The organism is uncultured Pseudomonas sp., assembly GCF_913774235.1.
Lineage (GTDB): Bacteria > Pseudomonadota > Gammaproteobacteria > Pseudomonadales > Pseudomonadaceae > Chryseomonas.
The window spans coordinates 280,129-303,239 of sequence record NZ_CAJYDW010000019.1 but is presented as its reverse complement, the minus strand read 5'-3'; the positions used below and the strand labels follow the sequence as shown (position 1 = coordinate 303,239).

At 66.1% G+C, this 23,111-nt stretch carries 23 protein-coding genes and 1 tRNA gene; 17 read left to right on the top strand and 7 right to left on the bottom strand.

All coding sequences use genetic code 11. The annotated features are described in order from the left end of the window. Nucleotides 1–145: 145 nt before the first annotated feature. From oscA to QZ471_RS21930, 6 genes are all read left to right on the top strand, one after another. Entirely contained in the window at nt 146–331 is a 186-nt protein-coding gene (oscA, locus tag QZ471_RS21955) for a sulfur starvation response protein OscA (RefSeq protein WP_295467846.1), read from the top strand. A gap of 77 nt (nt 332–408) precedes the next feature. Continuing rightward, nucleotides 409–1,410, top strand: a complete 1,002-nt coding sequence (locus QZ471_RS21950) for a sulfate ABC transporter substrate-binding protein (protein WP_295467844.1) — start codon at nt 409–411, stop codon at nt 1,408–1,410. A 105-nt stretch (nt 1,411–1,515) separates the two neighbouring features. Continuing rightward, a complete protein-coding gene (gene cysT / locus QZ471_RS21945; protein ID WP_295467843.1) occupies nt 1,516–2,328 on the top strand; it encodes a sulfate ABC transporter permease subunit CysT in 813 nt (270 codons plus the stop codon). A 19-nt stretch (nt 2,329–2,347) separates the two neighbouring features. After that, the gene (gene cysW, locus QZ471_RS21940) at nt 2,348–3,205 is read left to right on the top strand and encodes a sulfate ABC transporter permease subunit CysW (protein ID WP_295468307.1); all 858 of its coding nucleotides are present in this window, start codon (nt 2,348–2,350) and stop codon (nt 3,203–3,205) included. A 6-nt stretch (nt 3,206–3,211) separates the two neighbouring features. Further along, nucleotides 3,212–4,180, top strand: coding sequence for a sulfate ABC transporter ATP-binding protein (locus tag QZ471_RS21935; RefSeq protein WP_295467839.1), 969 nt, complete (start codon nt 3,212–3,214; stop codon nt 4,178–4,180). A gap of 144 nt (nt 4,181–4,324) precedes the next feature. After that, nucleotides 4,325–5,878, top strand: coding sequence for a methyl-accepting chemotaxis protein (locus QZ471_RS21930; RefSeq protein WP_295467836.1), 1,554 nt, complete (start codon nt 4,325–4,327; stop codon nt 5,876–5,878). Here the strand turns inward: QZ471_RS21930 and QZ471_RS21925 are convergent. The 3 genes from QZ471_RS21925 to gabD form a co-directional block, all read right to left on the bottom strand. Then, the gene (locus QZ471_RS21925; protein WP_295467834.1) at nt 5,875–7,071 is read right to left on the bottom strand and encodes an HDOD domain-containing protein; all 1,197 of its coding nucleotides are present in this window, start codon (nt 7,069–7,071) and stop codon (nt 5,875–5,877) included. The genes QZ471_RS21930 and QZ471_RS21925 overlap by 4 nt on opposite strands. Before the next feature lie 114 nt (nt 7,072–7,185). Then, complete coding sequence (gene gabT / locus QZ471_RS21920) at nt 7,186–8,466, bottom strand: 4-aminobutyrate--2-oxoglutarate transaminase (RefSeq protein WP_295467832.1); 1,281 nt, start codon at nt 8,464–8,466, stop codon at nt 7,186–7,188. A 167-nt stretch (nt 8,467–8,633) separates the two neighbouring features. Further along, entirely contained in the window at nt 8,634–10,082 is a 1,449-nt protein-coding gene (gene gabD / locus QZ471_RS21915; RefSeq protein WP_295467830.1) for an NADP-dependent succinate-semialdehyde dehydrogenase, read from the bottom strand. A gap of 340 nt (nt 10,083–10,422) precedes the next feature. On the opposite strand from gabD, the gene QZ471_RS21910 reads away from it, so the two are divergent. The 3 genes from QZ471_RS21910 to sugE all read left to right on the top strand — a co-directional run bounded on the left by QZ471_RS21910 (nt 10,423) and on the right by sugE (nt 11,498). After that, a tRNA-Arg gene (locus QZ471_RS21910) sits at nt 10,423–10,499 on the top strand. 135 nt (nt 10,500–10,634) lie between these two features. After that, entirely contained in the window at nt 10,635–11,021 is a 387-nt protein-coding gene (locus QZ471_RS21905) for a hypothetical protein (RefSeq protein WP_295467828.1), read from the top strand. Nucleotides 11,022–11,180: 159 nt separating this feature from the next. Further along, nucleotides 11,181–11,498, top strand: coding sequence for a quaternary ammonium compound efflux SMR transporter SugE (sugE, locus tag QZ471_RS21900; RefSeq protein ID WP_295467826.1), 318 nt, complete (start codon nt 11,181–11,183; stop codon nt 11,496–11,498). A 6-nt stretch (nt 11,499–11,504) separates the two neighbouring features. Here the strand turns inward: sugE and QZ471_RS21895 are convergent, their stop codons facing one another. Beyond that, nucleotides 11,505–11,996 carry a hypothetical protein gene (locus QZ471_RS21895; protein ID WP_295467825.1) on the bottom strand — a complete coding sequence of 164 codons (492 nt, stop codon included), beginning with the start codon at nt 11,994–11,996 and terminating at the stop codon, nt 11,505–11,507. A 109-nt stretch (nt 11,997–12,105) separates the two neighbouring features. On the opposite strand from QZ471_RS21895, the gene QZ471_RS21890 reads away from it, so the two are divergent. The 5 genes from QZ471_RS21890 to QZ471_RS21870 all read left to right on the top strand — a co-directional run bounded on the left by QZ471_RS21890 (nt 12,106) and on the right by QZ471_RS21870 (nt 17,641). Continuing rightward, nucleotides 12,106–13,188, top strand: coding sequence for a PQQ-dependent sugar dehydrogenase (locus tag QZ471_RS21890; RefSeq protein WP_295468305.1), 1,083 nt, complete (start codon nt 12,106–12,108; stop codon nt 13,186–13,188). Nucleotides 13,189–13,445: 257 nt separating this feature from the next. Next, nucleotides 13,446–14,519, top strand: a complete 1,074-nt coding sequence (locus QZ471_RS21885) for a saccharopine dehydrogenase C-terminal domain-containing protein (protein ID WP_295467821.1) — start codon at nt 13,446–13,448, stop codon at nt 14,517–14,519. 66 nt (nt 14,520–14,585) lie between these two features. Beyond that, nucleotides 14,586–15,527, top strand: coding sequence for a Gfo/Idh/MocA family oxidoreductase (locus tag QZ471_RS21880; RefSeq protein ID WP_295467819.1), 942 nt, complete (start codon nt 14,586–14,588; stop codon nt 15,525–15,527). A 116-nt stretch (nt 15,528–15,643) separates the two neighbouring features. Further along, nucleotides 15,644–17,284, top strand: coding sequence for a methyl-accepting chemotaxis protein (locus QZ471_RS21875; protein WP_295467817.1), 1,641 nt, complete (start codon nt 15,644–15,646; stop codon nt 17,282–17,284). Between the two features lie 102 nt (nt 17,285–17,386). Further along, complete coding sequence (locus tag QZ471_RS21870) at nt 17,387–17,641, top strand: hypothetical protein (protein ID WP_295467815.1); 255 nt, start codon at nt 17,387–17,389, stop codon at nt 17,639–17,641. Here the strand turns inward: QZ471_RS21870 and QZ471_RS21865 are convergent. Further along, nucleotides 17,638–17,802: a hypothetical protein gene (locus QZ471_RS21865; RefSeq protein ID WP_295467814.1), complete on the bottom strand. Its 165-nt coding sequence runs from the start codon at nt 17,800–17,802 to the stop codon at nt 17,638–17,640. The two genes, QZ471_RS21870 and QZ471_RS21865, sit on opposite strands and share 4 nt — an antisense overlap. 222 nt (nt 17,803–18,024) lie before the next feature. On the opposite strand from QZ471_RS21865, the gene QZ471_RS21860 reads away from it, so the two are divergent. The 3 genes from QZ471_RS21860 to QZ471_RS21850 are packed head-to-tail and all read left to right on the top strand — an operon-like array spanning nt 18,025 to nt 19,903. Next, a complete protein-coding gene (locus QZ471_RS21860; RefSeq protein ID WP_295467813.1) occupies nt 18,025–18,918 on the top strand; it encodes an SDR family oxidoreductase in 894 nt (297 codons plus the stop codon). A 5-nt stretch (nt 18,919–18,923) separates the two neighbouring features. Then, nucleotides 18,924–19,349, top strand: coding sequence for a hypothetical protein (locus QZ471_RS21855; protein WP_295467811.1), 426 nt, complete (start codon nt 18,924–18,926; stop codon nt 19,347–19,349). Then, nucleotides 19,346–19,903 carry a DNA-3-methyladenine glycosylase gene (locus QZ471_RS21850; protein WP_295467809.1) on the top strand — a complete coding sequence of 186 codons (558 nt, stop codon included), beginning with the start codon at nt 19,346–19,348 and terminating at the stop codon, nt 19,901–19,903. The genes QZ471_RS21855 and QZ471_RS21850 overlap by 4 nt, the downstream gene beginning before the upstream one ends. 218 nt (nt 19,904–20,121) lie before the next feature. Here the strand turns inward: QZ471_RS21850 and QZ471_RS21845 are convergent, their stop codons facing one another. Further along, complete coding sequence (locus QZ471_RS21845; protein WP_295467807.1) at nt 20,122–21,699, bottom strand: RimK family protein; 1,578 nt, start codon at nt 21,697–21,699, stop codon at nt 20,122–20,124. A 645-nt stretch (nt 21,700–22,344) separates the two neighbouring features. Continuing rightward, nucleotides 22,345–23,109 (bottom strand): phosphate ABC transporter ATP-binding protein PstB, encoded by a 765-nt coding sequence (gene pstB / locus QZ471_RS21840; RefSeq protein ID WP_017638707.1) that lies wholly within the window; start codon nt 23,107–23,109, stop codon nt 22,345–22,347. Between the last annotated feature and the right edge of the window lie 2 nt (nt 23,110–23,111).

Sequence of the window (23,111 nt, the reverse complement as noted above, 5' to 3'; positions counted from 1 at the left end):
CTTTTGCTACACAACGTGTCCCTCACAGACTGCTAATTCTAAAATTGCATAAACAAAGCATTATTAGCAATTTTAAGAAATAAATATCGACCCCCTAAGATGGCGCCACCTCTTCGCCAACCACCTCGCCCGAGGACGCCATCCCATGAGCCCCGTTCCGTTCCGCAGCCTGGAAAACCAGGACGAAACCGCACTGCTCCGCGACATTCAGCAGGCCCTGCGTGGCCTCAGGTTCGGCGCCATCGAGATCACCGTGCACAACGGCCAGGTGGTGCAGATCGAGCGCAAGGAAAAATTCCGGCCCCAGACCGGCCAAGCCAACAAGCACTGAGTTCACGAGGTCAGCGGACGAGCGGGCAAGACGCCCGCCAGACGGTGTCCGGCTTTCTCACTTCAAGGAGCGTTTTCATGTCGATTCGCCGTTTTGCCCTAGCCGCCCTGGCCAGCGCCCTGTTCGCCACCCAGGTCCATGCCGTCGAACTGCTCAATGTGTCCTACGACCCGACCCGTGAGCTCTACCAACAGTACAACGCGGCCTTCGCCAAGCACTGGAAGGCCGAGACTGGCGAAGACGTGACCATCAAGAATTCCCACGGTGGCTCCGGCAAACAGGCGCGCTCGGTGATCGATGGCCTGCAGGCCGATGTGGTGACTCTGGCGCTGTCGGGTGACATCGATGCGCTGAATCTGCACCAGCAACTGGTCGATCCGAACTGGCAGAAGCGTCTGGCGGACAACAGCACGCCCTACACCTCCACCATCGTGTTCCTGGTACGCAAGGGCAATCCCAAGGGCATCAAGGACTGGGACGATCTGGTGAAGAAGGACGTCCAAGTCATCACCCCCAATCCCAAGACCTCCGGCGGCGCCCGCTGGAACTTCCTCGCCGCCTGGGCCTATGCCAAGGCCAAGTACGGCAGCGATGCCGAGGCGTTGAAGTTCGTCACCGAGCTCTATCGCCACGCCCCGGTGCTGGATACCGGCGCTCGCGGCGCCACCATCAGCTTCGTGCAGCGTCAGTTGGGCGACGTGCTGATCGCCTGGGAGAACGAGGCCTATCTGTCGCTCAAGGAAGAAGGCGGCGATCAACTGGAAATCGTCACCCCGTCGCTGTCGATCCTGGCCGAGCCGCCGGTCGCGGTGGTGGACAAGGTGGTCGACAAGAAGGGTACCCGCAAGCAGGCCGAGGCCTACCTGCAATACCTCTACAGCCCCGAGGGTCAGCGCATCGCCGCACAGAACTTCTATCGCCCCCGCGATCCGAAGGTAGCGGCGGACTTCAAGGACCAGTTCAAGCCGGTCAAGCTGGTGACCATCGATAAGGAGTTCGGTGGCTGGAAAGAAGCCCAACCGAAGTACTTCGCCGACGGCGGCGTGTTCGACAAGATCTTCGCCGACATCAACAAGTAAGCAGCTGGCCGGGACGGCTCACGCTGACCGGCCCGGAACAGGTATCGTTCCCCCCTCTGCGCCCTGGCGAACGTTTCGCCGGGGCGCCTTGCAGAAGGACGTCTCATGTCTCGTCGTCTCTCCCCGGTCATACCCGGCTTCGGGTTGACCCTGGGATTCACCCTGACCTACCTCGCGCTGATCGTGCTGATCCCGCTGGGCGCCATGTTTCTCCACGCCAGTCAGCTGACCCTCGGGCAGTTCTGGTCACTGATCACCGGGCGCCAGGTGCTGGCCGCGCTGCAGCTGTCCTTCGGCACCGCGCTGCTCGCCGCCTTCGTCAACGGTATCCTCGGCACCCTGCTGGCCTGGGTGCTGGTGCGCTATGAATTCCCCGGTCGCAAGCTGATCGATGCCATGGTCGATCTGCCCTTCGCCCTGCCCACCGCGGTGGCCGGCATCGCCCTGACGGCCCTCTACGCGCCCAATGGCCTGATCGGCTCGCTGTTTCCCTTCAAGATCGCCTACACCCCCATCGGCATCACCCTGGCGCTGATCTTTGTCACCCTGCCCTTCGTGGTCCGCACCCTGCAGCCAGTGCTGGCGGATATCCCCAAGGAGATCGAGGAAGCCGCCACCTGCCTGGGCGCGCGTCCCTGGCAGGTGTTCCGCTACGTGCTGGTGCCAACGCTGCTGCCGGCCTGGTTGACCGGTTTCGCCCTGGCCTTCGCCCGCGGCGTGGGCGAGTACGGCTCGGTGGTGTTCATCGCCGGCAACATCCCGTTCAAGACCGAGATCCTGCCGCTGCTCATCGTCTCCAAGCTGGACCAGTACGACTACACCGGGGCCACCGGCATCGGCGTGTTCATGCTGCTGGTGTCCTTCGTCATGCTGCTGCTGATCAATCTCCTGCAGCGCCGCATCCAGCCCAATATCTAAGGACGTTCGCATGAGCCTCATGACCTCGACCAAAGCCGATGCACGGGCCAGGGCGCAGCGTACGCCGGTGGCCATCGCCCTGATCGCCAGCGCCTGGCTGATCTTTCTGCTGATACTCGTCCTACCTCTATATATGGTGCTGACCCAGGGCCTGGCCAATGGCATAGGCGCCTTCTGGGATGCCATCAGCGAGCCGGATGCCCTCTCGGCGCTGAAGCTGACGCTCTTCGCCACCGCCATCTCGGTGCCTTTGAACCTGGCCTTCGGCCTGGCCGCGGCCTGGTGCGTGACCAAGTTCGAGTTCACCGGCAAGAGCCTGCTGATCACCCTGATCGACCTGCCTTTCTCGGTCTCGCCGGTGATCGCCGGCCTGATCTATGTGCTGCTGTTCGGTGCCCAGGGCTTGATGGGCCCCTACCTGCAGAGCGTCAACGTGCAGATCGTCTTCGCCGTTCCCGGCATCGTGCTGGCGACCATCTTCGTTACCTTCCCCTATGTGGCCCGCGAGCTGATCCCGCTGATGCAGGAACAGGGCACCCAGGAGGAAGAGGCGGCGCGGCTGCTGGGGGCCAATGGCTGGCAGCTGTTCTGGCACGTGACCCTGCCCAACGTGAAGTGGGCGCTGATCTATGGGGTGGTGCTGTGCACCGCGCGGGCCATGGGTGAGTTCGGCGCGGTATCGGTGGTCTCCGGCCACATCCGCGGCCTGACCAACACCCTGCCGCTGCACATCGAGATTCTCTACAACGAATACAACATCGTCGCCGCCTTCAGCGTGGCGATCCTGCTGTTGCTGATGGCCCTGGTGATCCTGCTGCTGCGGCAGTGGAGCGAAAGCCGGCTGAGCAATCAATTGCAGCACCGTGATGAGGAATAAGGCGCCATGAGCATCGAGATCCAGGGTATCAATAAGCGTTTCGGCGCCTTCCAGGCGCTCAAGGACATCAACCTGCACATCGAGAGCGGCGAGCTGGTCGCCCTGCTCGGCCCGTCCGGTTGCGGCAAGACCACCCTGCTGCGCATCATCGCCGGCCTGGAAGCGCCGGATGCCGGCAACATCGGCTTCCATGGCGAGGACGTTTCCGGGCGCGACGTGCGCGATCGCAACGTCGGCTTCGTCTTCCAGCACTATGCGCTGTTCCGCCACATGACGGTGTTCGACAACGTGGCCTTCGGCCTGCGCATGAAGCCGCGCCGCGAGCGGCCGAGCGAGGCGCAGATCGCCAGCAAGGTGCACGAGCTGCTGAACATGGTGCAGCTCGACTGGCTGGCCGACCGTTATCCCGAGCAGCTCTCCGGTGGTCAGCGCCAACGTATCGCCCTGGCCCGCGCCCTGGCGGTGGAGCCCAAGATCCTGCTGCTCGACGAACCCTTCGGCGCGCTGGATGCCAAGGTGCGCAAGGAGCTGCGCCGCTGGCTGGCGCGGCTGCACGAAGAGATCCATCTGACCTCGGTGTTCGTCACCCACGATCAGGAGGAGGCCATGGAGGTGGCCGACCGCATCGTGGTGATGAACAAGGGGCAGATCGAGCAGGTCGGCTCGCCGGGCGAGGTCTACGAACAGCCGGCGAGCGACTTCGTCTACCACTTCCTCGGCGACTCCAATCGCCTGGCGCTGGGCGAGCAGGAGCTGCTGTTCCGCCCCCACGAGGTGGAGCTCGAGCGGGAGGCGCGGCCGGGCTATCACGCTGCCGAAGTACGGGACATCCGTCCGCTCGGCGCCATTACCCGGGTGACCCTGCGGGTGCCGGAGCAGACCGAGATGATCGAGGTGGAGTTGGTCAAGGATCACCCGGTGCTGGCCGGTCTGCAGCGCGGTACCGCCCTGCACTTCCTGCCGCGGACGCCCTGAGGGGCGGCTCAAGGCTGCGACGAAAGTCGTAGCCACTATCGTCAGACAAGGATTGCAACCTCTGGAAAGCTGGCTCCATGATCGAGCCCTATCGACTCCATCACGGTGTCGACCTCGACCTGAGCACAAGAACAAGGAGGTCGCATGCCCCTTCGCTGGCAAACGGCGTTGCCATTGCATCTGCTGACACTCGCCGGCGCCTTGTCGCTCTGGCAGTTCCTGACCTTGCCGACCCCAGCGGGCATCGGCCTGACGCTGGCAGCCGGACTCTGGCCATGGCTGCTGCGACGCGTGCCCGCGCCGCCTGCATCCGCGCCCGCCCAAGGGCTCGATGACCTCACTCGCGATCTCTCGCGCAGCACGGCGCGTAACGCCGTGGCCATCGCCGGGGTCGCCTTTGCCGCCCAGCAACTGGCAGGCAAGGTCCAGTCCCAGGCCAGCGCCGCCGCGCAGATCTCCAGCAGTGCGGCAGCCCTCACCCAGACCGAACAGGACAGCGCCGGCAGCGCGCGCCAAGCCCTGGACGTGGTGCAACAGGTACACCAGCGCAGCGAGGCCGGCCAGACGGCCTTGAACTCGGCGATCCACGCCATCCAGGCACTGAGCGAACACGCCCGCGAAAGCCGGGAGCTGATCGCTGGCCTGAGCGCCCGCACCGACAAGATCCAGCAGGTCACCGAGGTCATCCAGGCCATCGCCAGCCAGACCAACCTGCTCGCGCTCAATGCCGCCATCGAAGCCGCGCGCGCCGGCGAGCATGGCCGCGGTTTCGCCGTGGTGGCCGACGAGGTGCGTGGCCTGGCGGCGAGGACGTCCCAAGCCACCGGCGAGGTCGGATTGATCGTCGCCGACATCGGCCAGCAGACCGGCGCGGTGGTCCAGCAGATCCAGCAGTTGGCCGCTTCCCTCGAGGATGGCGTGCACCAAGTGGAGCGCACCGGCGAAGGCCTGCGGGAAATCGCCCAGCTGGCGCAGACCGCCGAGCGTCAGGCCGAGGATATCGCCCAGGGCACCGCGGCCAATCTCAGCCAGCTGGAGAGCCTGGCCCAGGCGGTGGATCAGGTGCACGCCGACCTGGCCGACAGCGAGCGGCAGACCAATCGCCTGAGCCATGCCGCCGACGAACTGGTGGACATGGCCGAAGCCAGCAGCGAACGCCTGGCCGAGATCGGCCTGGACAGCTATCACCAACGCATCTTCGAACTGGCGCGCCAGGGGGCGGACGCCATCGCCCGGCGCTTCGAGGAAGACCTGGCCGCCGGCCGCATCACCCAGGATGCCCTCTTCGACCGCCAGTACCAGCCCATCCCCGGCTGCCAGCCGCCCAAGTACCGCACCCGCTTCGACAGCTACACCGATGGCGTGCTGCCGGCGATCCAGGAGCCGCTGCTGGAGCAGCACCCAGGCCTGGTGTTCGTCATCGCCTGTACGCCGGAGGGCTATGTGCCCACCCACAACCGCGCCTTCGCCCATGCGCCCACTGGCGACCTGGCGGTGGACACGGCACGCAGCCGCAGCAAGCGCCTCTTCGCTGATCGCACCGGCCGACGCTGCGGCAGCCACCAGCAGCGACTGCTGCTGCAGACCTACATGAGGGATACCGGCGAGGTGATGCACGATCTCTCGGTGCCGATCCTGGTGAACGGTCGGCACTGGGGCGGACTGCGCCTGGGTTATCGACCCGACGAAGCCAGCTAGGAGAGCCTGAGCTGGCTGACGGCCAGCTTCCACACTGGCGCTTCCAGGCCGAGCATACGCCCGGCCTTGTGCTCGACGAGGGCTTCGAGCTCTTCGTCCGCGGCCAGGCTCGCGGCCTGGGCGGCCAGGTGCAGGATCAGCGACGGCTTGGGCAGCACCCCGTGCAGGCTGTGCACCGCCGCCACCAGCTCGCGCAACTCCAGCGGCAGGCGCCAATGGCGTTGCAGCTCGGCGGAGAATTCCAGGCTGTAGCTCACCAGGGCACGCTCCACCGCTGCCTCATCGATCTGGCCGCCGCCGTCGCACCAGCGCTGCAGCCCCTGCAGCACGGCCAGCTCACCCAGGCGATGCAGCAGGGCACCGGTATAGCAGCGCTCGGCGTCCTCACGGGTGTAGCGCAGCGCGAGCAGCCTGGCGCAGTCAGCGGCACGCTGGGCAAACTGCAGATAGCGCTCGGCGCGCTCGGCCAACAAGGGATGGTCGAGCCTAGTCGCCCGCCTCAAGCTGAGGCCCAGGACCAGATTGAGGGTGAAGCCGACGCCCAGGCGCGGCAGGGCCTGACTGAGCGTCTGGCAGGATTGCCCCACGCGCTGGGAAGCGCTGTTGGCCGCCGCGATCAGGGTCGCGGTGACCAGCGGGTCCTGACCGAACTCCGTTTCCAACTCGCCCAGGCTGCAGCTTTCGCTATCGCGACAACGCTGGATGATGCCGGGCAGGTCGGCGAACAGCGGCACGGCGTCGATTTCCGCTGCCAGCCGTTGCAGATAGTCATCCAGCGTTCCCAGCGGCGTGGCCTGGTCGGCATGGGGATCGTCGCCCGCGGGCGGCAACAGGCTGCGCAGGCGGCGCAACACCTCTTCGGCAACGTATGGCTTTACCAGATAAGCGGTGGGCGCCAGACGCAGCGCGGCGCGCACATAGGCGGCATCGGCCTGGTCGGACAGCAGGATGACTGGCTGCAGGGGCTGGACACCGCGCTGGCGAATGCGTCGCAGCAGGTCGAGTCCATCGCAGTCGGCGGGGCTTTCGACGATGACCAGGGCGCATCTCTTGCGCCGATCCAGTTCGGCAAGCGCCTGGTAGCCGTGGCTGTATTCGTGGACCAAGGCATCGGCGCGCACGGCCAGGATGAGCGACTTGAGCAGGTCACGGGTCCAGGGATTGGCGTCGACGATCAGTATCAGGGGCGGCATCCCAACCCACTCCTGCGTGAGGCAAGCGAGGCGGCGGATGATGCGTCAAATTCAGGCTTTTTGCCAAGTCCGTCACAGCCGAACCGCCCTCTTTCGAGGGCGGCCGGCTAGCACTCAGGCCAATTCGGCGAAACACTCGCCGATAATGGCCAAGCCGCGATCCAGCTCTTCGTCGCTGGCGGTCAGGGGTACCAGGATGCGCAACACGTTGCCATAGCTGCCACAGCTGAGCAGGATCAGGCCCTTCTGCCGCGCGCGGACCACGATCTGGCTGGTCAGCTCGGCGTCGGGCTGCTCGACGTCACCGCCCTTGCCCAGCTCAACGGCGATCATGGCGCCCAGGCCACGGACATCGCAGATCTGCTGATGCTTGGCGGCCAGCTCGCGCAGCCCGGCGGTGAGGTGTTCGCCCACGGCCTTGGAGCGATCCAACAGGTTCTCCTGCTCGAAGGTCTCGATCACCGCCAGGGCCGCGGCACAGGCGATGGGGCTGCCGGCGTAGGTACCGCCCAGGCCACCGGGAGCGACGGCATCCATCACCGTGGCGCGGCCGGTCACGCCCGACAGCGGGAAGCCGCCGGCGATGGACTTGGCGAAGGTCACCAGGTCGGCATCGACGCCCATCTGCTCCATGGCGAAGAAGGTACCGGTACGACCAGCGCCGGACTGTACTTCGTCGGCGATCAAGAGGATGCCGTGGGTGTCGCACAGCTTGCGCAGGCGCTGCATGAAGTCCTTGGGCGCGGCGTAGAAGCCGCCCTCGCCCTGCACCGGCTCGAGGATGATGGCGGCCACGTCACCGGGCGCGGCATCGTTCTTGAAGATGCGCTCGACGCTGGCGATGGCGTCATCGACGCTGATGCCGTGCAGCTCGCAGGGATAGAGCGCGCGGTAGACGCCACCGGGCATCAGGCCCATGCCGGCCGAATAGGGAGCGACCTTGCCGGTCAGTGACAGGGTCATCATGGTGCGACCGTGGTAAGCGCTGGAGAAGGCGATGACACCGGCGCGCTGGGTGGCAGCGCGGGCAATCTTGATGGCGTTCTCCACGGCTTCGGAGCCGGAGTTGAACAGCACGCTCTTCTTGGGGAAGTTGCCTGGCACCAGCTCGTTGAGCTTTTCGCAGACCTCGACGTAGGGCTCGTAGGCCAGCACCTGGAAGCAGGTATGGGAGACCTTGGTCAGTTGCTCCTGCACGGCCGCCACCACGCGCGGATGCAGGTGGCCGGTGTTGAGCACGGCGATGCCGCCGGCGAAGTCCAGGAACTCGTTGCCCTCGACGTCCCAGACCTTGGCGTTCTCCGCACGGGCGACGAAGATCGGATGGGTCTGGCCGACGCCACGGGCGACGGCGGCACTGCGGCGATGCATCAGGGAATCGTTGGTGTGGCTCATTGCAGTCCTCGATGGCCGCTCATCGTGCGGCCGGCTACGGGAAAAAGCGCGGACTGGATTCCGGGCAGCATACGATGATCGACTGCCAACGGCCCGGCATCCGCGCCGGGAAAAGCAGGGATGGGGCCTCGACGCCAAAGCCGTCTTGGCCCCATCCAGGGAGTGGATCAGATACCCAGGCAGAGGTACTTGATTTCCAGGTAGTCCTCGATGCCGTACTTGGAGCCTTCGCGGCCCAGGCCCGAGGCCTTGACGCCACCGAAGGGGGCGACCTCGTTGGAGATCAGGCCGGTGTTGATGCCGACCATGCCGTACTCCAGCGCCTCGGCGACGCGGAACACGCGGGACAGGTCGCGGGCATAGAAGTAGGAGGCCAGGCCGAATTCGGTGTCGTTGGCCAGCTCGATGACCTCGGCCTCGTCCTTGAAGCGGAACAGCGGCGCCAGCGGGCCGAAGGTCTCTTCCTTGGACACCTTGGCGCTGCGCGGCACCTCGGCGAGAATGGTCGGCTCGAAATAGCTGCCGCCGTTGGCGTGGGCCTTGCCGCCGGCGATGACCTTGGCGCCCTGGCTCACGGCGTCGTCGATGTGCTCCTTGACCTTGGCGGCGGCCTTGGCATCGATCAGCGGGCCGATGGTGACGCCCTCTTCCAGGCCGTTACCGACCTTGAGCTTGGCCACGGCGGCCTTGAACTTCTCGGCGAAGGCCTCGTAGACGCCGTCCTGGATATAGAGGCGATTGACGCAGACGCAGGTCTGGCCGGCGTTGCGGTACTTGGAGGCGATGGCGCCTTCCACGGCCTTGTCCAGGTCGGCATCGTCGAAAACGATGAAGGGCGCGTTGCCGCCCAGCTCCAGCGACAGCTTCTTGATGGTGGGCGCGCTCTGCTCCATCAGCTTGGCGCCGATCTCGGTGGAGCCGGTGAAGGAAATCTTGCGCACGATGGGATTTTCGGTCAGCTCGGCACCGATCTCGGTGGCGGAGCCGGTGACCACGCTCAACACGCCCTTGGGAATGCCGGCGCGCTCGGCCAGTTCGGCCAGGGCCAGCGCCGAGTACGGGGTCTGGCTGGCGGGCTTGATGACCATGGTGCAGCCGGCGGCCAGGGCCGGGCCGGCCTTGCGGGTGATCATCGCGGTGGGGAAGTTCCACGGCGTGATGGCGGCGGTGACGCCGATGGGCTGCTTGATCACCAGGATGCGCTTGTCGGCCTGATGGCCGGGGATGGTGTCGCCATAGATGCGCTTGGCTTCCTCGGCGAACCACTCGATGAAGGAGGCAGCGTAGGCGATCTCGCCCTTGGCTTCGGCCAGCGGCTTGCCCTGCTCCAGGGTCATCAGGCGACCCAGGTCGTCCTGGTTCTCGATCATCAGCTCGTACCAGCGACGCAGCTTGGCCGAACGCTCCTTGGCGGTCAGCGCCCGCCAGGCCGGCAGGGCACGGTTGGCGGCGTCGATGGCACGCTTGGTCTCGGCGCGGCCGAGCTTGGGAATGGTACCCAGGGTCTCGCCGGTGGCGGGGTTGTCCACCTTGACGCTGGCGCCGCTGTCGGCATCGATCCAGACGCCGTCGACATAGGCTTGCTGGCGGAACAGGGAAGCATCTTTGAGCTGCATTACGGTCTCCTTGGCTGAAAGGGCCGGAAGCAAGGGCGAAAACCCCTGCGCCTGCGAAAGGGTCAGGCTTGGAAACGATGGTCAAACCACCGTTCGGTGCCAGCGATGAAACCTTCGAATCGCCGCAAGCGTTCGAAATATTGAACGCATCCTAGGAGAATCCTGAACCCCTGTGCAAGAGCGATCGGGAGGTTTTCTCACCGGCTGTTCCACGGTTTATCCAAGCTCGTTCACCGCCGAAGAAACACTCGTTCAAAATCAACAACATCGTGCATCCGGGCATGGACGGTCCGGTGCAAGGTGAGTATGATGGCGACCGATTCAGCGTCACCGAATCGCTGCACTCGTAGCTCAGCTGGATAGAGTACTGCCCTCCGAAGGCAGGGGTCGTGGGTTCGAATCCCGCCGAGTGCGCCATCTTCAGTTCACGGCCATGACAGCCGCGTGAACGCCAGCGAAGCCCGCCCTTGAGCGGGCTTTGTCGTTTCTGGCCGCTGAACCAAGCGCTTCGAGCAGGCTCTCAAGCACGTCTCACCTGCTGACGAGGCCAAGATGAAGTCACTGATTCCCTTCCTGTTGCTGCCCCTCGCCCTCGGCGCCTGCACCCTGCAGCAAGCTCGACCCGACGATCTCGGCCTGCCCAGTTGCGATCTGGCGCAGCAGCGTGCGCTGCCCGGTGAGCTAGGTGGCTCGATCAGCGATCCGCGGCAGGCGCATGTGTCGATGCGCGCCAATGTCTTGCAGGCGGATGTGAGCACGGCGCGCAAGGCGCGACGGATCAGCCAGGAGCAGGCGACGGCGTTCAGCGCGCGCATCGCCCAGGTGCGTGGCCAGAGCGATGCCCTGGTGCAGCAGCAGGGCTTCCTCAGTGCCGCGGAGCGCGCGAGCTTCGACCGGGCGTTCGATGAGATCGCCGTGCAGATCTGCCAACGCCCCTAGAGACGGCGCCGGGTCGAAAGACCTGGGCGCGAACGGCTAGGATAGCCGCGCCGATCAGGCGGTGACGCCGATCACCACCCTCTTCCATAGCCCGCGGGGACGACCCCGGTGATCGGTGGGCAGCGTTCCGGGACGGCCCGGTGTCATAGGAGGCCGTTCTTGGCTTGGTTCTATCTGGTGTGTGCGGGATTGCTCGAGGTGCTCTGGGCGTTCTGCATGAAGCAGTCAGCGGGCTTCACCCGCCTTACGCCGACGGTGATCACCCTGGTCGCCATGGTGGCGAGCGTGGCGCTGCTATCCATCTCCATGCGCAGCCTGCCGCTGGGCACCGCCTATACCATCTGGACCGGCATCGGCGCGGTGGGCGCCTTCGTGGTGGGCATCCTGCTGCTGGGCGAAGCGGCGAGTCCGTTGCGCATCCTGGCCGCGGCGCTGATTGTCAGCGGGCTGGTACTGATGAAGCTGACCTCGTCCTGACGCCAATCAGAGCGCTACATCCACCTGCGCCGGTGTGGGTCGCGGGCGCATCAGCCAGATAAACAGCAAGCCGCCGAGCAGGCCACCCACGGCCATCGCCAACAGGCCATCCAGGGTGCGAGTGGCATAAATGAGCACCGGCATGGGCGCGAAGGCATCGATCAGGCGGATGGCAGCGATCAGGCTGACGCTGGTGGCGAGCGGCAGCAGACAGCCGCGGTAGGCACCCTTGCGACGGCCCAGCCAGAAGGCGGCGGCAAAGGCTGGTAACCAAGCGGCGAGCACGATGGCGGCATAGACAGGTCCGAAGCCCAGCAGATCCTGTAACGAGGTCTGCCAGCGGGTGGCAGCGTTTATCGACTGCCCCAGGCCCTGCAGCGCGGCCAGGTTGTACTGGGTCTGCACCAGGCTGCCCCAGGCGGTGGCGAGCAGCAGGGCAGCGGCGAACGCCAGCAGCGGGCGGGGTCTGAATAAGGCGCGCCAGAGCGGTCTGGACATGATCGGTCGGTCTCGAAGAGAGGTAATGATGGTCGCGAACGTGGGTGCCTGTGGTAGACCTCGGCCATTACGTAAAGCTTCCCGGTACTGGGCCGGGTTTGTGTTGCTAATGGTTGTGCTGGGCGGTCCGCTGGCCAAGGCGGCGCCCGCCTACCGGATCGAGACGGTGGCGACCGGACTCGAACGGCCCTGGTCGCTGGCCTTTCTACCCGATGGCCGGGCGCTGTTGACCGAGGGTGCCGGACGGCTGCGCGTGCTGGTGCCGGATGGCCAGGGCCGGCTCAGTCTGCAGGCGGAGGCCGTGAGTGGACTGCCCGAGCTATATAACGAGGGCCAGGCCGGGTTGTTCGAGGTGCTGCCGGACCCGGACTTCAGCAAGAACCAATTGCTCTATCTTTCCTACGCATCAGGCACGCGCCAGGCCAATCACCTCAAGGTGATGAGGGCCAGGCTGGACGGTACGCGTCTGCAGGACGTCCGCATCCTCTTCACCAGCCAACCGGCCAAGGCCTTCGGCCAGCACTTCGGAGCGCGGATGGCGCTGCTCGGCGACGGCACCCTGGCCATTGCCCTGGGTGATGGCAACGTGGAACGTACCGACGCCCAGCGGCTGGATACCCATCTGGGCAAGATCGTGCGGGTGACCCGCGACGGTGGGGTGCCGGCGGACAATCCCTTCGTCAATCGCCCTGGCGCCCTGCCGGAGATCTACAGCCTCGGCCATCGCAATCCCCAGGGTCTGGTGTGGGTGCCCGAGCGTCAGGCGCTTTACGAGCACGAGCACGGTTCCAAAGGTGGCGATGAACTGAACCTGATCCGCGCCGGGGCCAACTATGGCTGGCCGCTGACCACCGGCGGCGTGGACTACACCGGTGCGCGCATCACGCCTTTTCGCGATTTGCCGGGGATCACCCCGCCGTTGCTGGAGTGGACGCCCTCCATCGCCCCGGCCGGTCTGACCTGGTACGACGGCGTGGGCTTTCCCGCCTGGCGCGGCAGTCTCTTCGTCGCGGCGCTGCGGGAGAAGTCGGTGCGGCGGGTGCCCTTGGTGAAGGGCGAACCCGGCGAGCAGGAGGTGCTGTTCCAGGAGCTGGATCAACGCCTGCGCGACGTGCGTGGCGGACCGGACGGCAATCTCTGGTTGCTCACGGATGGCGAGGAAGGTCAGGTGTTGCGGGTGGTGCCGGGGTAGGAGCAGCTAGTTGGTTGCGGCCATGGCGGTCCGTTGAGGCCGCCGCTCGAATGGATCTTATCGCGGCCATGGGCCGCTCCTACGGGATGCATCGGCAGTCCTTAGGGGCGGTACTTCGAAACCTAAGCGAGACGTCTCGTCGAAACGACGAAAACACCGACGAATCGTCAAATAAGAGACAACGATTCGACGCTCTGACACTCACATTCGACAGCACCGCTTCTTAAGCTGGAGCCTTCAACCACGGAGGATCCGCCATGAAAGTCACCCTGCTCGGCGCCGGCCACATCGGCTACACCATTTCGCAATTGCTGCATGCCAGTGGCGACTATCAGGTGACGGTGGCGGATCGTGACGAGCGCGCCCTGGCGACCATCGCTGCCCTGGGCGTGCAGACCCGCACCCTGGATACCGCCGATGCCAGCGCCCTGACTGCCGCCCTGGACGATCAGGACGTGGTGCTCAACGCCCTGCCCTATCATCTGGCGATTCCCGTGGCCCAGGCGGCCAAGGCCACCAATACCCACTACTTCGACCTGACCGAAGACGTGAAGGCCACCAAGACCATCCGCCAACTGGCCGAGGGCGCGAGCAATGCCTTCATGCCCCAGTGTGGCCTGGCGCCCGGTTTCATCGGCATTGCCGCTCATTCGCTGGCCAAGCGCTTCGACAGCGTGCGCGAAGTGAAGATGCGCGTCGGCGCCCTGCCGGAATTCCCCACCAATGCGCTGAAGTACAACCTGACCTGGAGCGTCGACGGCCTGGTCAACGAGTACTGCCACCCCTGCGAGGCGGTGCGCAACGGCGAGCTGCAACTGGTGCAGCCGCTGGAAGGCCTGGAGCACTTCTCCCTGGACGGCGTGGAATACGAGGCCTTCAACACCTCGGGTGGCCTGGGCACCCTCTGCGAGACCCTGCAGGGCCAGGTGGAGACCCTCGACTACAAGACTGTGCGCTACCCCGGTCACCGCGACCTGATGAAGTTCCTGCTGGAAGACCTGCGCCTGGCGGGTGACCAGGAGCAGCTCAAGAACATCCTGCGCGGCGCCGTGCCCACCACCATGCAAGACGTGGTGCTGGTGTTCGTGACCGTGAGTGGTCTGCGCAATGGCAAGCTGGTGCAGGATGTTTTCAGCCGCAAGATCTTCGCCGCCGAGCGCGACGGCCATCTGACCAGCGCCATCCAGATCACCACCGCGGCCGGCATCTGCACCGCCCTGGACCTGTTCCGCGAAGGCAAGCTGCCGCAACAGGGCTTCATCGCCCAGGAGCAGGTGGACATGGACGCCTTCCTGGCCAACCGTTTCGGTAAGGCCTACCAGCCGGTCTGATCGACGAAGCCCAGCGGCGCACCTGGGGTCCATAACGGTACGACCACCGTTAGAGGACCCTTTTTCATGCTCAGCGTCGCCATCGTCGGTTGCGAACAGATCCACGCCCAGGACTACCTGGACACCAGCCTGGCCGATCCGCGGGTGCGCGTGGTGGCCGTAGCCAGCGAGCGCGATCCCGCCCGGGCGCAGCGACTGGCCGCGCCCCATGGCCTGCCGGTGCTGGACGACTTCAACCAACTGCCCGACGTGGACCTGGCCTTCGTCACCACGGCCATCGATGACCACGAAGCGGCGGTGACCGCCCTGCTCCCTCGTGCCCGTCATCTGTTCGTGGAAAAGCCCCTGGCCGTCTCGGCCGCGCGGGCCACGCCCCTGGCCGAACGCCTGGCTGATCACTCCTGCTTCAGCGGCTTCTATCTGCGGACCGACCCGGCCTTGCAACAGCTACGGCAGCTCGCGCGCGATGGCGCCATCGGCACCCTCTCGCACCTGTCGCTGACCGCGGGCCATCCGGGGCTACTGGAGGGCTGGCTCGGCGAATGGCCGGCCCATCTGGACGAGGCGCGCATGGGCTATGGCGCCTTCGGCGATCTGGCGGTGCACCTGCTCGACTTCAGCGCCTGGCTCACCGACCAGCCGCTGACGGTGGAGCATTGCCGACTGGAGCGCGACGCCCGCTGGCCGCTGGATCATGGCGGCGAGGCACTGCTGTGGGCAGGAGACCTGCCGATCCATCTCCGCGCCAGCGCCACCCTGCGCGGGCCGCGCCTGGCCATTCGCCTGGATGGCAGCGTGGGGACCCTGGAACTTGCCGCGGGACGCTTGGTGCGGCACGACGCCCAGGGAAACCATCGAGTGCTGGCTCATGACGTGGCGCCTGGCGTTCCTCAGGGTGCCGTGGCGGTGTTCGACCAACTGCTCGGAGCCTCACGCCCGGAATTGGCCGGCCTGGCCGACGCCCTGGCGACCAATCGCCTGTTGGACGACCTCTACCTGCGAGCCTGAGTGGCCAGCGATGCTCCCGGCTAATCGTCTGACTGAATTAAAGCTCGTCTGACGAGTGCCGATAGCCAGGGCATCCACCGCGCTACTCGGTTTTCCTCGGCTCAAAGGACACGTTCATGGTCTGGTTCAACAATCTGGCATTGGCAAAGAAGCTCGCCATCGCCTTCGGCCTGTGCACCCTCATCACCCTCGGCATCGGGGCCATCGGCCTGCGCGGCATCGGCAGCCTCAACACCCTGCTGGACTCGGTGTTGAACAACAACATGAGGTCCATCACTCAGCTCAACGACACCAAGAGCAACGTGATAGGCCACAACCGCGATCTGTTCCGTCTCCTGTCCATGGTCTACGCCAACGCGCCCCAGGCCGAGCAGGACCGCATCACCGCCTCCCTGCGCAGCAACCAGGCCGATGCCGAGGCGCCTTTCGCCGACTATCGGCAGACTCCCCTGGAGCCCGATGAAAAGGCCGCCGGGGATGCCTTCGTGCAGGACTGGCAGAGCTATCTCGCCGGGACGGAAACCGTCCTGGCGCGCCTGGCCGCCAAGGATACGAATGGCGCGGCGCAGCTGCTCAACGACCAGGTGCAGCCCACCTATCGCAAGACTATGGCTTCGTTCAAGATCATGGTGAATTCCAACAAACGCCAGGGCGCCGAATCCGGGGTCCTGGCGATCGCGACCTACCGCCAGGCGCTCTGGACCCTGGGCGGTGGCATCCTGCTGGCCCTGGTCTGCGCCCTGGCGCTGGGCATCGTGATCACCCGGATGATCGTCGCGCCGATTCGCGAAGCCGTGACCAGCGCCGAGCGCGTCGCCCAGGGTGATCTGACCCAGCCGATCCAGAGCGCGCGCCGCGATGAAGCCGGCCAACTCCTGCAGGCCCTGGGCGGCATGCAGCGCAGCCTGAAGGACACTGTACAGCGGATGGCCGGGGCCTCCAGCCAGCTCGCCACGGCTGCCGAAGAGCTACATGCGGTCACCGAGGAAGCCTCCCGTGGCCAGGTGCGCCAGCATGACGAGGTGCAACAAGCCGCAACGGCCGTCAACGAGATGACCGCCGCCGTGGAAGAGGTGGCGCGCAATGCCGTCTCCACCTCCACCGCCTCCCAGGAAACCAACCGCGAGGCCCAGCTGGGTCGCGAGCAGGTGCGACAGGCGGCCCAGGCCATGACGGTGATGACTGCCGAGCTCGGCGACTCCACCCACAAGGTGCAGACCCTGGAAGGTCAGATTCGTGAGATCGGCCAGGTGCTGGCGGTGATCCGTGGCATCGCCGAGCAGACCAATCTGCTGGCGCTCAACGCCGCCATCGAGGCCGCCCGTGCCGGCGAGCAAGGCCGCGGCTTCGCCGTGGTGGCGGACGAGGTCCGCGCCCTGGCCCACCGAACCCAGGGTTCCACCGGCGAGATCGAACGCATGATGAACGCCGTGCGCGGCAGCGCCGAAGAGGCGGTGAACGCCATGCACAAGAGCCAGACCCTGGCCGACGACACCCAGCAACGCGCCAACCGGGCTGGCGAGGCCCTGGAGCGGATCACCGAAGGCGTGGCCCGCATCGAGGAACGCAACCTGGTGATCGCCAGCGCCGCGGAAGAGCAGGCCCAGGTCGCCCGCGAGGTGGACCGCAACCTGGTGAACATCCAGGACCTGTCGACCCAGACCGCCACCGGTGCCCAGCAGACCGCCGCCTCCAGCCAGGAGCTGTCGCGTCTGGCGACCTCCTTCCAGGGCCTGGTGGCACAATTCCGTCTCTAAGCCAAGACCCGGCAGCGCCGTCGCCCCAACGGGCTGACGGTGCCAGCGGGAACATTGGGCAGCGCAGCGGTTCTGAGCTGGACACCCTGAATGGATGCTCCCATGCGCTTTACCTACGACGCCCGCCGCAGCTATCGCCTGATCAGTCTGGACGATGGTCGGCTGGCGGGTCAGCTGCTCTGCGGCCAGCTGTACATCATGGTCGCGGGCGATGGCACCCAGCCAATGCCCTACGCCCAGCTCGCGGATGACCAACTGCGCACCGCTGCGGGAGACCTGATCGGCTGTCGCGAGGCGGACATCCTCACTCTCAGGCGTACCGGCGCCGCCCTACGCCTGGAGCCCGTCGAGTCCTAGCGCGGACCGACGAAGCCGGGACCGCCGCCGGGTCCACCATGCCCCCCCGGCCCTCCACCCGGGCCGCCATGGCCACCGCCGGGCGGTGGCATAAACCACCAGCAACCGGACAGCGACAGCAGTACGGCCAGTACGGCCACCTTGCAGCTCTTCACCCACATCGACCTTCTCCTGCAGAGGGACCTCCCCTCCTTCCTGTCGTTGGACGCCTGGCGTCGGCGAAAGAACCGTAGCCGGGAGTAAAGCCTGGGTAAGAAGGCTGTCGAAATAGATACGTCTGCCGATGACCGCAAGGAACCTCGGCCAGGGTTTGCCTTTCCATTTCCTTGAACGTCATCGAAAAGGGCTCATTCAGTGCCCTTCTCACCGCTTCAGGAGATGTCATGCCCAGCGATAACCAGTACGCCATGCAGAACCCCCTCACCCAGTATCCCCAGCCGGAATTTCCCAAGCAGCCCCAGGAGGCGCCCGGTCTGGCCCAGGTGATGCAGCCGCGCCCCGACCATGGCGAGACCAGCTACCAGGGCTTTGGCCGCTTGGCTGGGCGCAAGGCGCTGATCACCGGCGCGGGCTCGGGTATCGGGCGGGCGACCGCCATCGCCTATGCCCGCGAGGGCGCTGACCTGGTGCTCAACTACCTGCCCGCGGAAGAGGCCGATGCCCAGGAGGTGGTGGCGCTGGTGGAAGCCGAAGGTCGCAAGGCCTTTTGCGTGCCCGGCGACCTGAAGGACGAGGCCTTCTGCAACCAGCTGGTAGCCAAGGCAAAGGATGCTCTCGGCGGTCTCGATATCCTGGTCAACGTGGCTGGCAAGCAGACCGCTGTGGAGGACATCGCCGAGCTGACCACCGAGCAATTCGACGCCACCTTCAAGACCAACGTCTACGCCCTGTTCTGGCTGTGCAAGGCCGCGCTGCCGCACCTGCCGGCCGGCGCCACCATCATCAACACCACCTCGATCCAGGCCACCCAGCCTTCGGAGTTCCTGCTGGACTACGCCTCGACCAAGGCGGCCATCACCAACTTCACCAAGGCCCTGGCCAAGCAGGTCGCCAGCAAGGGCATCCGCGTCAATGCCGTGGCTCCCGGCCCCTTCTGGACACCGCTGCAGCCCAGCGGTGGCCAGCCCCAGGAAAAGATCCCCACCTTCGGTGGCGAGACGGTGTTCAAGCGTCCCGGACAGCCGGCGGAACTGGCGCCCCTCTATGTGCTGCTGGCTTCCCAGGAGTCGAGCTACGTGACCGGTGAGGTCTACGGCGCCACCGGAGGCATGGGCTGACGGCCTTGGCGGCCTGCGATCCTGCGCGCCAGGATGGCTATGCGCCCCTGGCCCGCGACGGTCACAGCCCCGATGCCCTGTGCGGCCGCTGGGAGCGCGAGCGCGACCGCATCCGCGACGGGGCCAACCAGCACTGCTGGAGCGGGCGCAAGCAGGCCTATACCTTCTATGCTGGCGCCGAACGTGAGGAAAGCGCCTTTCTCGCCTGCTTCTACTGGATGGTCGAGGCCCATGCCGTGCTGGGCGAAGTGGATCAGGCGCGCGAACTGATGTGCGAGGTCCTGGCCGCCAGTCTCGATGGCGTTGGCCTGATGACCGAGATGCGCGCCCCCCGTGACGGCGCGGCGCTGGGCAACTTCCCCCAGGGCCTGAGCCACCTGGCCAGGATGCATGCCGCGCTGATCCTGGAAGAACCGGAGCCAGAGGCGTGAGCGACCTGGATTTCAACCGCCCGGTGGACGAGGTCGCCCGGCAACTGATCGGCGCCACGCTCAGGGTCCAGGGCGTCGGTGGCCTCATCGTCGAGACCGAGGCCTACGACGGCGAAGACCCGGCCTCCCACAGCTTTTCCGGTCCCACGCCGCGCAACCGGGCCATGTTCGGTCCGCCCGGCCATGCCTATGTCTATCGCTCCTACGGCATCCACTGGTGCTTCAACCTGGTCTGCCGCGAAGCCGGCCATGGCGCTGGGGTGCTAATCCGCGCCCTGGAGCCGCTGTGGGGAATCGAAACCATGCGCGAACGCCGCGGCGGCCTGGCCGATCGACTGCTCTGTGCCGGCCCAGGGCGGGTGTGCCAGGCGCTGGGTATCGATGCCCGTCACGATGGCCTGCCGCTGGGCGAATCGCCTTTCCAACTGGAGCCGGCTACCGCTGCCGTGGCCGTGGTGCAAGGCCCACGCATCGGCATCACCCGCGCAGTCGAGGTGCCCTGGCGCTTCGGCCTGGCCGGTTCGCGCTATCTGAGCCGGCGTTTTCCGGGTTAGCCACTGGCTGCCGCTGCTGACGCCAGCCGCGCCGCAGATCGACGATCAGGGTCAGCAGGCCAAAGGCCAGAATCGCCAGGACGATGCCCAGGCCGAACAGCTGTCTTTCCATGATTACCTCCAGGCCGCATGCGCGGCGGATTCGGGCCGGCGGCGCAAGGCGCGGCGCCGGATTGAGATCAGCGGAAGGTGCACAGCAGGACTCGCTCAGGGCGCGCCTACCAGCCCTGGCGCCGTTGCTCCAGGCGGCGGACGAAGTCCTCCAGCACCCGTCGATACAGGGCCTCGCCGAGCACGCCGTCTTCGATGCCGGCATCCAGGTTGGGGTTGTCGTTGACCTCGATGACCACCAAGCGCTCGGCATCCTGCTTGAGGTCGACGCCATAGAGGCCATCGCCGATCAGCCCCGCCGCCTTGACCGCCAGGTCCACCACCGCAGGCGGCGCCGCGGCGATGGGCACCGCCTCGCAGCGTCCGCCAGTGCTGCCCGGCGCGGCCTTGTGGTTGTAGATCTGCCAGTGCCCGGCGGACATGAAGTAGCGGCAGGCATAGAGCGGCTCGCCGGCGAGCACGCCGATGCGCCAGTCGAATTCGGTGTAGAGGTATTCCTGCGCCAGCAGCAGCACCGAGCGCTCGAACAGCTCCGTCGCCGCCTGCCGCAACTCGAAGGCGTCGGCCACCTTGAGCACGCCGCGCGAGAAACAGCCATCGGGAATCTTCAGCACCAGCGGATAGCCCAGGCGCCGGCCGACCTCCTCCAGCTCCTCGGGTCGCTCGCGATAGAGGATCTCGGTGCGCGGCATGCCCAGGCCGTGCTGGGCCAGCAGATCGTTGAGAAAGACCTTGTTGGTGCAGCGCAGGATGGAGGTGGGATCGTCGAGTACCACCAGCCCCTCGCTCTCGGCCTTGCGGGCGAATCTGTAGGTGTGGTCGTCGACCCGGGTGGTGGCGCGAATGAACAGGGCGTCGTACTCCGCCAGGCGCCCATAGTCCTTGCGCTCGATCAGCTCCACCGCCACCCCCAGGTCGCGACCGGCGGCGACGAAACCGGCCAGGGCCGCGGCATTGGACGGCGGCAGGCCTTCCTCGGGATCGTGCAGGATGGCCAGGTCGTAGCGCGCCTGGCGGCGTGAAGCCGGTTGCCGCCAGATGCGTCGGTTGAAGGCGTCCAAGGCATCGGCGAAGGCATATTGCTGGGCGTCCTGCAGACGATGCAGGGCACCGCTCTTCACCCCGGCGATGTGCCAGTGGCGACTGCGCCGCAGCTCCACCTGCAGGATCGGACAGGGCAAGGCGTCGAACAGCTGCCGCGCCAGGGCCTGCAACGGTGCGAAGTCGGTCCGCCCAAAATAGAGATTGAGGGTGAAGCTCTCGGTGGCGCCCAGGGGATGCTCGGCCAGGGCCTGGTCCACCAGGGCGTCGAGGTCTTCCAGCATCAGACCGTAGAGCGCCTTGCGATTGAGTTCGCTCAGGGTCCGCACCGAGGGAATGACCCGGTGCCCGCGGGCCTCCGCCAGTAGCGAGCAATAGTAGCCGTGCCCGAGATAACGGTAGTTGCGGCAGAGATTGAGTACCTGGATGCGACCGCCACCCTGGGTGAAGCGGCGCTCCTCCAGGTACTGCTGGGCGGTGACGATGCTCTCGCTGGGCAGGTAGTCGGACCAGTCTTCCTTGCGCTCGACGATGATCAGCAAGGTGCTGCTGGGCGGCAGATGCAGGACGGGTTCGGGGCGGGGAACGGGGGTGGCGACGGGCAGGCGGGCTTGGATCGCGACCATGGTGCGGACAGGGCTCATGCGGAAGGGGTGTCCAGCAATACGCCTTCCGCTGGCGGATGTCCCGCGACGTTATGCAGGCTTTATGGCCGGCGCCGGATGTTGACCGAGATTTTGCGCCAGCGCGGTTCCGAGGGTTGGCTAGGCTTGGCGGACGTCCTGCCCCAGCGTCTCGTCGAGGACGGCGACAGCGTCGACCAGGTCCTCGCCGCAACAACAACACCCAAATTCAAGGCGGCCGAGACCCCATTCTGGTCTGGTTGAACGCCATCACGGCTACGGCGGTCCGCCGACGCGGCCGCTGTGACCTTCACTAGCGCGGCCATGGGCCGCTCCTACGGGTGGCTACAGCGTCATGGCCGCGAGCCGTAGGGTGGAAAACGGCGCAGCCTTTTCCACGTGGAAGCCAGTGCCCGGGGTGGCCCTCACCCCAACCCTCTCCCTCGGGGAGAGGGGGCTGTTCGAGCGGGCGTTTGTCTCCAGCGCTCCAGGACAGATCGCGATCGGCCGCTGCGATAGGACTTTCAGCAGCGAATCGCGGCCGCATCGACGGACCGCCATGGCCGCGATAAGACAGTTGCTCCTAGAGGGAGTGATGCTCTTGTAGGAACGGCCCATGAAAAAAGGCCACTCCAGGGAGTGGCCTTCGTCGACGGCGGCGAGGCTTCAGCCGAAGCGACCGGTGATGTAGTCCTCGGTCTGCTTCTTGTCCGGCTTGGTGAAGATCTTGTCGGTCTTGTCCACCTCGATCAGCTCACCCAGGTACATGAAGGCGGTGACGTCGGAACAGCGCGCCGCCTGCTGCATGTTGTGGGTGACGATGACCACCGTGAACTCCTGCTTGAGCTCGGCCAGCAACTGCTCGATGCGCGCGGTGGAGATGGGGTCCAACGCCGAGGTGGGTTCGTCCAGCAGCAGCACCCGCGGCCGCAGGGCGATGGTGCGGGCGATGCACAGGCGTTGCTGCTGACCGCCGGAGAGGCCCAGGGCGCTCTGGTTCAGCTTGTCCTTCACCTCATCCCACAGCGCGGCGCCGCGCAGGGCCTGCTCGACGCGATCCTGCAACTCCACGCGCGACAGTCGCTCGTGATGGCGGATGCCGTAGGCGACGTTGTCGGCGATGGACATCGGGAAGGGCACCGGCTTCTGGAACACCATGCCGATGGTGCTGCGCAGGCGGCTCAGCGAGTACTTGGGATCGAGGATGTTCTCCCCGTCCATGAGGATCTCGCCGGTCGCTTCCAGCCCCGGGTATTCGGAGTAGATGCGGTTGAAGATCCGCAGCAGCGTGGACTTGCCACAGCCGGACGGGCCGATGATGGCGGTGATCTGCTTGGCCGCGATGTCCAGGTTGATCGACTTGAGCGCCTGGTGGCCCTTGTAACGGAAGCCGACGTCGCGCGCCTGCAGTTCCGGTATCTGCGTCTGCATGG